This window comes from Pseudomonadota bacterium, from assembly GCA_010028905.1.
GTDB lineage: Bacteria > Vulcanimicrobiota > Xenobia > RGZZ01 > RGZZ01 > RGZZ01.
The window spans coordinates 1-12,752 of sequence record RGZZ01000109.1; the positions used below are offsets into that span (position 1 = coordinate 1).

The following is a 12,752-nucleotide window of genomic DNA, read 5'->3' on the forward strand; positions in this document are numbered from 1 at the left end:
TCATTCACTCATCCTTGGATGGGTGAGCATAGGGGCAGGCGCTGTTCTCGGATGGCAGCACCCGTGGCCAGAGATGCACGTGGCCTCTCTAGACTTTGCGGCCACCCCCCTGATTGCCGCGACCCTCTACGTTCTCGTGAAGCGATGGTGCGGAGGACGAAGCGCCGTGGCGGCCGTCGTCGGATGGCTGGCGCTGCTGGCCGTGTCACACAGCGTGGCCGTATCGCCCATCGAAGCCCCGGAGATACTTGCCAACCCACAGGGGGGACACGACACCCTGGCCGGGGTCAGCACCCAGATCGTCGTGATGGCGAAACGAAACCTCAGCTGCGCCGGAAGCGGCCAGGTGCTCGTCGGACTTGGCAGTCTCTGCCTTCTCGAGCACCTGGCGCTCCCGCTGTGGGGCTGGGCGGCGCTCCTGGTGGCGGCGTCGGCCTTCCAGCCCCAGTTCGCCTTCGTCCCCTTGCTCATGATGACGCTGCTGCGGTCACGCACCATTCTGGTGGTCGGCTTCAACGACAAGGCGAGGGCCGCCGCGCTCCGCTGCGCCTTGCTTGCGTGCGTGGCGCTCGTGATCAAGCGCTCCGCCGGCCTTCACCTGCCCGTGCGCGTCGACAGCGTGACGCTTCCCCTGGCATGGTGGACAGCCTCGTGGCTCCTTGACGGCGAGGCCCTCATGCCCCACGTGGCACGCATCCTCATCTCGGGAATCCTCTGCGTCTCCACCGTGGCCAACTTCCGCGCGTGGCCCGCGCTCGGCATCGTGCTGCTGGCGGCCTTCGTCTTCAAGTCGCCCACCGTCGTCGCCACAGAGGAAACCGAGGCCTACAGCTCGAGCGAAGCCACCACCTGATCCATCAGCGGTGCCCACCCTCGGTTGGCCTGGGGGTTTGCCGGGCTGGGGTGCCCCACGGTGCCGATGCGCACCTCGAGGCCGGCGAGCGCTTCGTGCAGGCGCTGCTCGGCGTACCGACCCACACCGATGACGACCCGCGGCGAGAAGAGCGTCACCGTGTCACGCAGGGCCCGATCACACGCCGCCATGACGGCGCGCTGCTCGTCTCGGGGCAGCTGGTCCGGCGTTCGATTGCGACCGCTCTCCTCCATGAACACCAGGGGACAGTAGTTGATGACGAAGAACCGCGCGAAGAAGCGCTCGGGCGTGCCATAGCGCTCGCGCGCCCAGCCCCAGATGCGAGCGCCGCTCACCTCGCTGCGCAAGCAGGCGAATCCGCTCACAGGACGCTTCGGATGCTCGTCCGCGGGCTTGAGCACGGTCTGACAGATGCCCAGCCAGTCGCGCACCATCGACACCTCGCCGAATGGCACCCCGGTCTGGGCCATGCCGAAGGGCCCCGGGTTCATGCCCAGCAGGAGCACTTCCCGCGGTGGCGTTCCATAGCGCGACACATACTCGTCATAGCACGCCCGCGCATACACCAGGGGATTGTAGACGTGGGTCACCGGGCGCTTGAAGCGCAACGGCGCAAGATCAGCCACGAGACGGTCGGTGATGGCCGTCAGCGCAGGCTGGGTCGAGGCGCGCCGGGTCACGACTTCTCTGTCTTCTTCGCGAACCCGCGATACTCGAGCAGCGGCTCGATGGACGGGGCCTTGCCACGGAAGCGGCGATAGGCCACGGCCGGATCGACCGTGTTGCCCACCTGCAGCACATCGTCGTGATAGCGCTTCGCCACCTTCTGGTCGTACGGCCCGCCGGCTTCGGTGAAGGCGCGGAAGGCGTCGTGGTCGAGCACCTCCGCCCACAGATAGCTGTAATAGCCGGCGGCGTACCCGTCATCGGAGAAGATGTGACCGAAATGAGGAATGCGGTGGCGCATCACGATCTCCTTGGGCATGCCGAGAGCCACCAGCGATTCCTGCTCGAAGCGACGGGGCTCGACCGGGGTCTCGCCCGCCAGGTGGAGCTGCATGTCGACGATGGCCGAAGCGAGGTACTCGACCGTGGCAAAGCCCTGGTTGAACGTATGGGCCCTTCGGATGCGCTCCACCAGCGCAGCCGACATGGGCTTGCCCGTCTCGCAGTGCAGCGCGAACCGGCTGAGAACCTCGGGCGTCGAGAGCCAGTGCTCGTTGAGCTGAGAGGGGAACTCGACGAAGTCGCGCGGCACGTTGGTGCCAGACAGCGTGGGGTAGTGAACCTTCGAGCTCAGCCCGTGCAGCGCATGACCGAACTCGTGAAAGAGCGTCTCTGCGTCGTCCCACGAGATGAGCACGGGTGCGCCAGGCGCGCCCTTCACGAAGTTGGCGTTGTTCGAGACGATGGGGAGCACCGGCTTCTCGAACGCCTCCTGGGTGCGATACTCGTTCATCCAGGCGCCCGAGCTCTTCCCCGCGCGGGCGTAGGGGTCGAAGTACCAGGTGCCGACCACGTCACCTGAGGGGCCGCTGACCTCGAACACGCGCACGTCCGGGTGGATTGTGGCAATGCCGTGCAGCTCTTTGTAGTGCAGGCCGAAGAGCTTCGTGGACGCCCAGAACATGGCTTCACGCATCTTCTCGAGCTGCAGGTAGGGCTTGATCTCGCTCTCGTCGAGATCATACTTCGCCTTGCGCACCTTCTCGGCGTAGTAGCGGTAGTCCCAAGGCTCGATCTTCACCCCGCCGCCCTCGGCGTCGGCCACCGCCTGCATGTCGACCACCTCTTCGCGCGCCCGCGCAACAGCGGCCGGCCAGACCTTCATCATGAGGTCCATGGCCTGCTGCGGCGTCTTCGCCATGCCGCTGTCCACCGACCAGTGCGCGTAGGTGGCGTGCCCGAGCAGCTTCGCCCGCTTCGCGCGAAGGGCGAGGATCTCGGTGACCAGCGGATTGTTGTCGTGCGGCCCCGGCGTGTCGCCGCGATGCACCCAGAGACGAAACGCCTTCTCACGCAGATCGCGCCGCGATGCGTAGGTGAGGAACGGCTCCATGGCGGACCGGGTGTTCACAATCACCCAGGTGTCAGGTCTCTTCTTCTCCTTTGCCGAGGCGGCCGCTGCGTCGATGAGCCACTGCGGCAGACCGGCCAGCTCGTCAGCGGCGGTGAGAACCAGCATCTGATTCTCCTCATCGGCCAGCTGGTTCTGGCGGAAGCGCGTGTAGAGCGTGGCGAGCTTCTGGTTGATCTTTGACAGCTCACGCTTCTGTGCCGCGTCGAGACGGGCGCCGGAGCGCACAAAACGGTTGTGGTACACCCAGGCGAGACGCTGCTGCTCCGACGTGAGGCCGTTGCGCTCGCGCGCCTCGTAGACCGCTTCGATGCGCCTGAACAGCCGGGCATTCTGCACGATCTCGTCATCAAAGGCTGCCAGCCTGGGCTTCCACGTGCGGTCGATGGACTGGATGGCCGGCGTGTTCGCCGTGGAGGTGAAGATGTCGAACACGCTCATGACGCGTGCGAACGTGCGTCCGGCGGCCTCGAGGGGGGCGAGGGTGTTGGCGAAGGTGGGTCGCGCCCGCTGGTTGGCGATGCGCTCGATCTCTGCGCGGCACTCGGCCATGGAAGCGCGGAACGCCGCAGGGAACATGCGCGGCTTGACGCTGCTGAAAGGAGGCAGCCCACCGTATGGCCCCGGCCAGGCTTCGAGCAGGGGGTTCGATTCGCTGGCCGTGCCCCGCGTCGAGGCGGCCGAGGCCTTCTTTGTGGGAGTTCCCGCCGCGAGGGCGGGCAGACGGACCTGATCGGCCGCAACCACAGCGGCGGCGGTGACGAGCTCGAGAAACTTGCGACGGTTCACGCGTCCTCCGAGAGACGCCCACGAAGCAAGACGCGGGCGGAGATCGAGATGGTGACGATTCTCGCTCTCCGCCCGCGCCCCTGCGCAGGCCACTGATGCCGAGGATGGCTCCGCCTACTTGAAGGTGTAGCCCTTCGCTGCACCCTCGGTGTGCACCACGCGCAGCACGGCCGACTGCAGCGATGCGTCTCCCTTGCTTGCGTGGGTGGCGAGATAGCGGTCACGCTCGGCGTTCAAGGTGCGGATGCGCTGCTGGATCTGCTCTCGCTCGCGCACCTTGGCGTCGACGTAGGCCTGACGTTGAGCGGCAGGAATCGCCCGAACCGCGGCGGGCAGCTCCTCGGCAGGCATCGACTCGAGCTTCTTGCCGTCCTTGACCGCGTCGCAGAGGTCCCACGCACCGTTGCTGTACACCGCGCTGTTGGCCTTGGCCGCGGCACGCTGCATGCCGGCCTCGGCAGAGGCGCCCGACACCGCGCAGTCCTGGGCCTGCATGCGGGCGTATCCACGGGCACCGCCACCACCGTAGGGCAGGCAGGTCTGGTTCAGCTTGTCGCTGAGGCCGCGAATCTCGTCATCCTGCGGGGTGGGAACGTAGACCTGCTTCTGATCTTGATCGATGGCGAGGAACTCTCCGCCCCCGAGCGCAGCCCCGTTGGCCCACCCGGTCGCCAGCCCCTCGGACGAAGAGCCGCAGAAGACCGTGTTCACGACGATGCCCTTCTCCGCCGCGTCGCGGCACACCGACCGATAGTCGATGGGACCCTGGCTGAACGGCTCGTTGCCCGCGATGAAGACGATGTGCAGATCGCCTTCCCGCCGGTCGCGCCACGTCAGCCCACGCGTGGCATCACGCAGCACCCAGCCGCAGTACTCCTCGCCGCCGTTCGTGCGCAGTGCGAACAGGGCCTCGGAGATTCCGTCGAGGTCAGTGGTGAAGGGTGCGATCTGGCGCAGGAACCCCTGGCCCGCCGGCAGCGACTGCTTGCCGTACTCGTAGAGGGCGACCTCGATCTGCGGCTTCAACCCACGCCGCTCGGCGCGGCCGAACTCGTTTACGATGCGCCACAGCTGGGTGCGGGCCTGATCGATGAGCCCTTCCATGCTGCTGCTGGTGTCGAGCAGAATGGCCACCTGTACCACCGGGCGCTTGCCGGGATCCGGCGGGGTGACCCACGCGCCAGTAGGCTTCGGATCGTGTACGCCGGTTGGGTCGCCGCTCACCGGACGGCCAATGGACCCCGTCTCGTGCGGAGCGGGCGTCTTTGCGAAGACCAGATGGGACAGGGCGATCTTGCTGAAGCAGACCGCAAAGATGAGGAACATCGAGGCAAGGTAGACCTCTGTGCGAACGCGCATGCGATGACTCTCCCACGTTTTGATGAGAGAATGGTCGTCGTGACGCTGGCGTTATTTCACATCTCGCAGAGAATCGTTCGCAAGATGTCGCGCGATTGCCAAAAAGCCCCGTCCCGAGCCAGAGACGAAGGCTCCACCTTCTCCTTGGAAAGCATCATCGCACGGGTCAGAGAGGGCGCTCGTCGACGCACACGCAGTTGCGTCCAAGTGCCTTCGCGCGATACAGCGCACGGTCAGCCGCGGCGAGCAGGTGGCCAGGCTCGTGGTTCTGCCCGTGCACCAATTCCGCAACGCCGATGCTCACAGTCAGCGCAAGGGCTGTGTCGCCTCGCGCTGACGACACCGGTATGGGCGCCTCGGTGATTCGCTGGCGCAGCCGATCGGCAAGTATCCGCGCCTCATCGAGCGCCACGTGCCGCAGCAGGACGGTGAACTCCTCACCACCGTAACGCCCAAACAGATCGTAGGTCCGCAAGGTCGAGGCCACGCTCTTTGCCACGGCCTGCAACACGGCATCACCCGCCGCGTGCCCGTGCTCATCGTTCACCCGCTTGAAGTGATCGACATCGATCATCAGTGCGCAGAGCCGCGTGTTGGACCGGAGCGCAAGCTCGAACTCCTGACGCATGCGCGCCAGGAGATGGCGCCGGTTCAAGACCCCCGTCAGACCGTCGCGGGTCGCGGTGGTGTACAGATCATGCTGAAGAGCCGCCTCAGCCTCGTCATATCTCCCGAAGCGAAAGGCCTCGACGTCGCCGATGCCGATGATGTCGCCCTCAGAGAGGAAACACGACGTGACGGGCGCGCCCTCGACGTAGGTACCGTTCGTGGAGTCGAGATCGGTCAGCTCGACATGGCCCTCGGGATAGAGCTCGAAGCGCGCGTGCGCGCGACTCACGCTGGTGTAGGGCAGCTGCAGATCAGCGCTGCCCCCGCGTCCAACGACAGTCACGGGCCTCTCGAGAGGAACCAGCTCTCCGGCGGCATCACCGTGAACGATGAGAAGGCACGGCCGGCGGTTGACTTACACTGACGCGACGCGTGCTCTCCTCGTCGCCTGGAGTCTTGGGGCTCACAAGGGCCGAATGTTCGGCCTGTCGTTACCGCTTCCCTCCGACGAAGACGCCAGAGAGGCGACGGTCAGCCGGCCTGCTCTCCGTGGCACATGACCCGGTTTCGACCGCTCTGCTTGGCGAGGTAGAGCGCCTGGTCGGCCAGCTCGAGCAACGCCTCCGGCGTATGGATGTGGTTCACGTCGAGGCTTGCCAGACCGACGCTGATGGTGACCTCGACACGACCCTCTGCGTCAGTCGGCGCATCAAGCGGCTCCTGCGCCACGCTGAGACGCACCCGATCGACCACCTGCAGCGCCTGTTCCGGGTCGGTGTGACGAAGCACGAGCGAGAACTCCTCACCGCCGTAGCGACCGACCAGATCGTAGCTGCGCAGCTGCTTTCGGATGCGCCCCGCCACCCCTCGCAGCACGCGATCACCCGTGGCGTGGCCGTGACGATCGTTCACCTGCTTGAAGTAGTCGATGTCGATCATGCTGACACAGAGCGGGTCACCGGTGCGCAAGGCGAGCTGGAACTCCTGACGCAGGCGTAGCATGAAGTGACGGCGGTTCAGCACGTCGGTGAGGCCATCGCGCGTGGCCGCGAGATAGAGCTGATGCTGCAGGTTCTTCTCGTTCTCGGCGTAGCGGCCGAAGCGGAACGCCTCTACGTCACCCAGGCCGATGGTGTCGCCGTCCTTGAGAGTGACACGTTCGATGGGGGCCCCGTCTACGTAGGTGCCGTTCGTCGACCCGAGGTCGACCAGATCGATCTGGCCGTTCGGATGTCGGACGAACCTGGCATGGAGACGACTCACACTGTCGAAGTCGAGATGGATGTCTGCCCGCGAGCCGCGACCCGCAACGGTCTCTGCAGCCTCGAGCGGGATGAGCTCTCCGGTGCGCTCGCCGCTGACCATCAGCAAGCAGGGCAGGCGCTCACGGCTCTGTGCTGCCCCTCTGAGCGGGCGGGCGATGTGCGTCGTGCACACGTCGTCGGCGTCGTTCTTGCCCATGAATGACAACTCTTCGACGATCTCCACATTTTCCTTCAGCCGCATCTTGGAAACGCCCCCCTTCAATCAGGCGCGTGTCGAGAGGGGAGAGCCCGGCGCTCAGGGAAGACCGCAAGCGAGGACGGTGAGCGCATGACTTCAGGAGACGCAGTGGGGCTGAGCCTTCAGGAGCGATACGCACCCCACGGGGTTTGCTTCGGGTGCGGTGTCGAGAACCCGCGGGGGCTGCGCATCCGCAGCTTTCCGGAAGGAGACGAGGTGGTGGCCGCCTGGCGGGCCGAACCCTGGCACGAAGCCTGGGAGGGATGCCTCTCCGGCGGCGTGACGGGGGCCCTGCTCGATTGCCACAGCAACTGGACAGCCGCCTGGCACCTCATGCGACGGGCGGGCCTCACCGACCGGGTCCCGAACACCGTCACCGCCGACTTCCACGTGCGCCTGCTGCGCCCCACCCCCACCGACGGCCCCCTCACGCTGCGCGCGCATCCGGTCGAGATCTCCGATGATCGGGCCACCGTGGAAGCCACGCTCGAGGCCCGCGGCAAGGTATGCGCAACCTGTCGCGGCACCTTCGTCGCCGTGAAGGAGGGCCACCCCGCCTACGGTCGCTGGTAGCCCGAGCCCACCGCTACCGCACCCGCGAAGGGCCGCGAGGGCGCTGCGCAGGTAGGACACGTCCAACCCGCGCCGAACTTCCCGAGACTCTCCCCATCACCACCCCCCACAGAAGGTTCACGCATGTTCTCCGAAGTCAGCACCAACGTCCGCTTCCCCCTCCTCGAAGAGGAGATCCTCACCCTCTGGCGCGAGCAAAGCGCGTTCCAGGCCTCTCTCGACCTGCGAAAAGGCGCACCCGAGTTCGTGTTCTACGAAGGCCCCCCCACTGCCAACGGACGTCCCGGCGTTCACCACATCCAGGCCCGTGCCTACAAGGACCTCTTCCCCCGCTACAAGACCATGCAGGGCTTCCTCGTGAACCGCAAGGCCGGGTGGGACTGTCACGGCCTCCCCGTCGAGCTCGAGGTCGAGAAGCGACTCGGCTTCTCAGGAAAGCAGGCCATCGAGGCCTACGGTGTCGAGCCGTTCAACAAGCAGTGCCGCGCCTCGGTGATGGAGTACGAGCAGGCGTGGCGCCAGATGACCGAGCGCATCGGATACTGGGTCGATCTCGACCGCCCGTACATGACCATGAGCAACGACTACGTCGAGAGCGTCTGGTGGTCGTTGCGCCAGCTGTGGGACAAGGGGCTGGTCTATCTCGGCTACAAGGTGGTGCCGTACTGCCCGCGCTGTGGCACGCCGCTCTCTTCGCACGAGGTGGGTCTGGGGTACAAGGACGTGGTCGATCCGTCGATCACCATCCGGTTCACCCTCAAGAACCCGGCTTCGCTCGGCCTGCCCGAGGGCACGTCGCTGCTGGTGTGGACCACCACCCCCTGGACGCTGCCCGGGAACGTGGCCGCGGCCGTCAACCCCGGCCTCGAGTACGTGGCGGCTCGCCGCGCCGATGGAGACGAGATCTTCATTCTCGCACGCTCGCTGATGACGCGGGTCCTCGGGGAAGACGCAATCTTGATCAAGACGCTCTCGTCACGCGATCTGGCCGGGAAGGAGTACATCCCGCCCTTCCCCCAGGTGGGCGAGAAGATGCTGGCCCACAACCAGCAGTCCCACGCCCACACCCAGATGGAAGAGGCCTCGACCGGCTCCATCGCCGACGCCGATCTCCAACCCTCCGACTCGGGCGAAGGGGGCAAGCCCACAGCCTGGTACATCGTGACCGGCGACTTCGTCACTGCCGAAGATGGCACCGGCATCGTGCACATCGCACCGGCCTTCGGCGCTGACGACATGGACATGTCTCGGGTCCACGGCCTGCCCGTTCTGCGCACCGTCGACGGCGCGGGGCACTTCCTGCCGGAGGTCGAGCTGCCCACCGATGGCGAGCCCATCTCGCTTGCCGGAGAGCTCTTCAAATCCGCCGACAAGACCATCATCCGCAACCTCCGCCAGCGCGGCATCCTGTTTGCCCAGACCGACTACAAGCACGCCTACCCGCACTGCTGGCGCTGCAGCACGGCACTCATGTACTACGCCACGAACTCGTGGTTCATCGCCAACACCCGGGTGCGTGACCGCCTCATCGAGAAGAACCAGGAGATCAACTGGGTTCCGGCTCACATCAAGAATGGCCGCTACGGCGACTGGCTCGACAATCTGGTCGACTGGGCCCTCTCCCGCTCGCGCTACTGGGGAACGCCGCTGCCCATCTGGATCTGCGGCGACTGCTCGCATCGCCACATGGTCGGATCATACGAAGAGCTCGGGCGCATGGGACGGCGCAACGGCGCCCCGGTCGATGTGAGCGCGCCCGACTTCGACCCCCATCGCCCCTATGTCGACGAGATCGTGCTCACGTGCGACGCGTGCGAGGGCGACATGCACCGCATCAGCGATGTCATCGACTGCTGGTACGACAGTGGCGCCATGCCCTTCGCCCAGGTGCACTACCCGTTCGAGAACGCCGATCGCTTCGACCGCGACTTCCCCGCCAGCTTCATCTGTGAAGGCCTCGACCAGACCCGCGGCTGGTTCAACTCGTTGCATCAGCTCGGCGTGATGCTCTTCGACGACATCGCCTACCGCACGGTGATCTGCCACGGCCTGGTGCTCGACGAAGAGGGCAACAAGATGTCGAAGAGCCGCGGGAACGTGGTTGACCCGTGGGAGATCCTCAACGCCCACGGAGCCGACGCCATGCGGTGGTACCTCTACAGCTCGGCCCCTCCCGAAGCCAGCCGCCGCTTCTCGGTGAACCTGGTGGGCGACGCCGTGCGCAAGTACATCCTCACGCTCTGGAACACCTACGCCTTCTTCGTGCAGAACGCCAACGAAGACAAACCCGACTTGAAGCCCCCCGTCGACGGGTCAGCCCTGCCGCTCATCGACCGCTGGGCCATCGCGCGTCTGCAAGAGACCGTGGCCCACGTCACCGAGGCGCTCGACAGCTACGATCCCACTACGGCGGCCCGCGCGCTCGAAGCCTTTGTCGACGACCTCTCGAACTGGTACGTGCGCCGCAACCGACGCCGTTTCTGGGAGGGCGATGGCGCGGCCTATCACACGCTCTACACCTGTCTCGTGGGCATCACCCGCATGACGGCTCCCTTCACGCCGTTCCTCGCCGAGGCGCTGCATCAGAACCTCGTGCGCAGAATCGATCCCAGCGCGCCCGCCAGCGTGCACCTGTGCGATTACCCCAAGGCCGACGGCACACGCATCGATCAGGCGCTGCTCGACGAGATGCGCGCCACCATCAACGTGGTCTCCCTGGGGCGAGCCGCGCGGCAGAGCGCCAAGCTCAAGACCCGGCAGCCGCTCATCGAGGCGGTGGTGGCCCCGCGCAGCCGCGTCGATCTCGACGCATTGCGACGGTCCGAGGAGCAGCTGCGCGAGGAGCTCAACGTCAAGCAGATCCGCTTCCTCGAGCCGGGCTCTGACTTCGTGACCTATCGGCTGCGGCCCAACCTCCCCGTCATGGGCAAGAAGTACGGCAAGCAGATCCCCGCCATCAAGAAGGCCCTCGAGAGCATCTCGGGCGCCACGGTAGCCGCGGCGGTACGGGAGTCGAACCCCTTCGACCTCCCCCTCGAGGGCGGCGAGACGTTGCGGATGCAGCCGGACGAGGTGCTCATCGATCCGCAGGCGCCTGAGGGCTACGCCTACAGCGAGGGCGACGGCCGCCTCGTGGCCCTTGACACCCGAGTCACCGAAGCCCTCCAGCTCGAAGGCCTGTCACGCGACCTCATCCGCAATCTCAACGACCTGCGCAAGAAGGCCGGGCTCCACATCTCCGACCAGATCGCCGTCTGGGTGGGCAGCAGCGGAACCGATGTGCGCGCGGCCGTGGAGCGCTTCAACGAGGTCATCGCCCACGAGGTGCAGGCTCGGGAGCTCCATCTCGAGCCGCCCCCGGGTGACGCGTTCAGCGCAAGCATCGACCTGGAGGGCGAGACGGTGACCCTGGGGCTCGTGAAGCGCTGACCGCGCTCCAGAGCCTGTCCGATGGGAAGAGACGAGGCCTGCGCGAAGCGGGCCTGATCGCCTTGCTCGCGGCCCTCGTGGTGGCCGTCGACGGCGCCGCGCTCGACACAGGGTTCTACGGCGACGACTTCATCTGGCTCTACAACGCCAGCCGCGTACGCGGCTCGCTCGACCTCTTCACGATTCACGATGCGACCTTCGCCCACTACGACATGGGCTTTCTGTGGCCGCTCAGCAACCTGTTCTTCTTCGTGGGCTGGCATCTCTTCGGCCTCGAGCCCGCGGGCTACCATGCCCTGGCGCTCGGGCTCTGCATCGCCACCGCCTGGCTCCTGGCTCGCTGGGTCACCGACGTATCGGGCCGCTTCGAAGCCGGCGTGGCGGCGGGCGTTGCTTTCGTCGTCTACCCCGGTCACTGGGAGCCCACGATCTGGCTGGCGTCCATCGGCGAGGTGCTTGCGGGGCTCATGACCATGCTCTGCCTCCACGCCTGGTGGCGCTGCCGGTGGCACACGACCCATCGTCTTGCCTGGGCCGCTGTCGCACTCGCGTCGATGGTCGCCGCCGCGCTCGCCAAGGAGTCGGCGCTCTACCTCCCCGTTGTGCTGACCCTGATCGATGTCTGGCTCTGTCCTCCGGCGAGGAACCGCCTGCGTCAGGCCGGAAACCTGCTTGCGATGTGGATCGCTGCCGCCACGGTGGCGGGGTGGAAGGCGTTCAGCGTGTGGAGCGTGCGCGGGAGTCTCGGGCCGTCTCCCGTGAATCTCTCTCCCCGCGATCTCGTCATCGCCGTCACGCAGTACGTCACCGCGCTGCTCTTCGTTCCGGGCGTGGGCGAGCGCACGCCCGTCCCCACCCTGACACAGGCGAACGTCGCCTTCGCCCTGACCCTGATCGTGATCGTCGGGCTCCTTCGTCGAGGGCTTGCCGCTCCAGCGGTTCACGTCGGATGGCTCGTGCTGGCCACCGCCGCCTACGCTCTGCTGGTTCCGGGCGCCCCCTTGCGCGATCGGTACACGTGGCAGGCCTCGCTCCCCCTCGCGGCGCTGCTTGGGCTCGCCGTGTCCGGCGCATCAGAGCGGGTGCGGCGAAGCGCGCGACATGGCGCGGTGCAGGCTGCGGCGCTCGGGGGCATCGGGCTCGCGGTCGCGGGATGCCTGCTCGCGTGCGGCGTGAAGGCGCGTGAAGCCGCGATGGGCTACGCGCGGCTCCATCCTCCGAACCTGGGCGACGCACGCGCCCGAATCGAGGCGGCCCTGCAGGGCCTGGGGCGCCAGGGTCACGTCTACGTCTACGTGCAACCCAACGTGGAGGACGCGCCGGCCCGCGAGGTCATCTTGCTGAGCGGCCTGGCTGAAGATCGGGTGCGGGACTGGTACGATCTGCTGCACGACGCAGGACCCGCAGATGGCGATGTGATGCTCTTCTGGGACGAGTGGGGCGGCACATTCGTCGACCTCACCGACGCGGTGAAGAGCGCCTGGGGGAGAGCGCAGGGAACCATCGCTCTCCCTCGCCTCGCCCCCCATCACGAAGCCC

At 66.5% G+C, this 12,752-nt stretch carries 9 protein-coding genes; 4 read left to right on the plus strand and 5 right to left on the minus strand.

What is annotated here, in order from left to right; all coding sequences use genetic code 11:
• On the plus strand, window positions 1-853 hold an 853-nt coding region (locus EB084_09870; protein NDD28557.1), incomplete at its 5' end, for a hypothetical protein.
• On the opposite strand, the gene EB084_09875 is transcribed toward EB084_09870, so the two are convergent.
• From EB084_09875 to EB084_09895, 5 genes are all read right to left on the minus strand, one after another.
• Window positions 826-1,524, minus strand: a complete 699-nt coding sequence (locus tag EB084_09875) for a single-strand selective monofunctional uracil-DNA glycosylase (GenBank protein NDD28558.1) — start codon at window positions 1,522-1,524, stop codon at window positions 826-828. The two genes, EB084_09870 and EB084_09875, sit on opposite strands and share 28 nt — an antisense overlap.
• 26 nt (window positions 1,525-1,550) lie before the next feature.
• Complete coding sequence (locus EB084_09880; GenBank protein ID NDD28559.1) at window positions 1,551-3,740, minus strand: M3 family peptidase; 2,190 nt, start codon at window positions 3,738-3,740, stop codon at window positions 1,551-1,553.
• A 114-nt stretch (window positions 3,741-3,854) separates the two neighbouring features.
• A complete protein-coding gene (locus EB084_09885) occupies window positions 3,855-5,099 on the minus strand; it encodes a VWA domain-containing protein (protein NDD28560.1) in 1,245 nt (414 codons plus the stop codon).
• Between the two features lie 166 nt (window positions 5,100-5,265).
• Window positions 5,266-6,051: a GGDEF domain-containing protein gene (locus EB084_09890; GenBank protein ID NDD28561.1), complete on the minus strand. Its 786-nt coding sequence runs from the start codon at window positions 6,049-6,051 to the stop codon at window positions 5,266-5,268.
• A gap of 188 nt (window positions 6,052-6,239) precedes the next feature.
• Window positions 6,240-7,214: a GGDEF domain-containing protein gene (locus tag EB084_09895; protein NDD28562.1), complete on the minus strand. Its 975-nt coding sequence runs from the start codon at window positions 7,212-7,214 to the stop codon at window positions 6,240-6,242.
• An 87-nt stretch (window positions 7,215-7,301) separates the two neighbouring features.
• Here EB084_09895 and EB084_09900 point away from each other — a divergent pair, with 87 nt between their 5' ends.
• The 3 genes from EB084_09900 to EB084_09910 form a co-directional block, all read left to right on the plus strand.
• Window positions 7,302-7,784: a PaaI family thioesterase gene (locus EB084_09900; GenBank protein NDD28563.1), complete on the plus strand. Its 483-nt coding sequence runs from the start codon at window positions 7,302-7,304 to the stop codon at window positions 7,782-7,784.
• A gap of 123 nt (window positions 7,785-7,907) precedes the next feature.
• Window positions 7,908-11,213, plus strand: a complete 3,306-nt coding sequence (locus EB084_09905) for an isoleucine--tRNA ligase (protein NDD28564.1) — start codon at window positions 7,908-7,910, stop codon at window positions 11,211-11,213.
• Window positions 11,214-11,275: 62 nt separating this feature from the next.
• Window positions 11,276-12,752, plus strand: a 1,477-nt coding sequence (locus EB084_09910; protein ID NDD28565.1) for a hypothetical protein, incomplete at its 3' end; no start/stop codon positions are given.

Coding starts and splice junctions, on each gene's coding strand:
- EB084_09905 (NDD28564.1), top strand. CDS start 7,908: ATGTTCTCCGAAGTCAGCACCAACGTCCGCTTCCCCCTCCTCGAAGAG.
- EB084_09885 (NDD28560.1), bottom strand. CDS start 5,099: ATGCGCGTTCGCACAGAGGTCTACCTTGCCTCGATGTTCCTCATCTTT.
- EB084_09900 (NDD28563.1), top strand. CDS start 7,302: ATGACTTCAGGAGACGCAGTGGGGCTGAGCCTTCAGGAGCGATACGCA.
- EB084_09895 (NDD28562.1), bottom strand. CDS start 7,214: ATGCGGCTGAAGGAAAATGTGGAGATCGTCGAAGAGTTGTCATTCATG.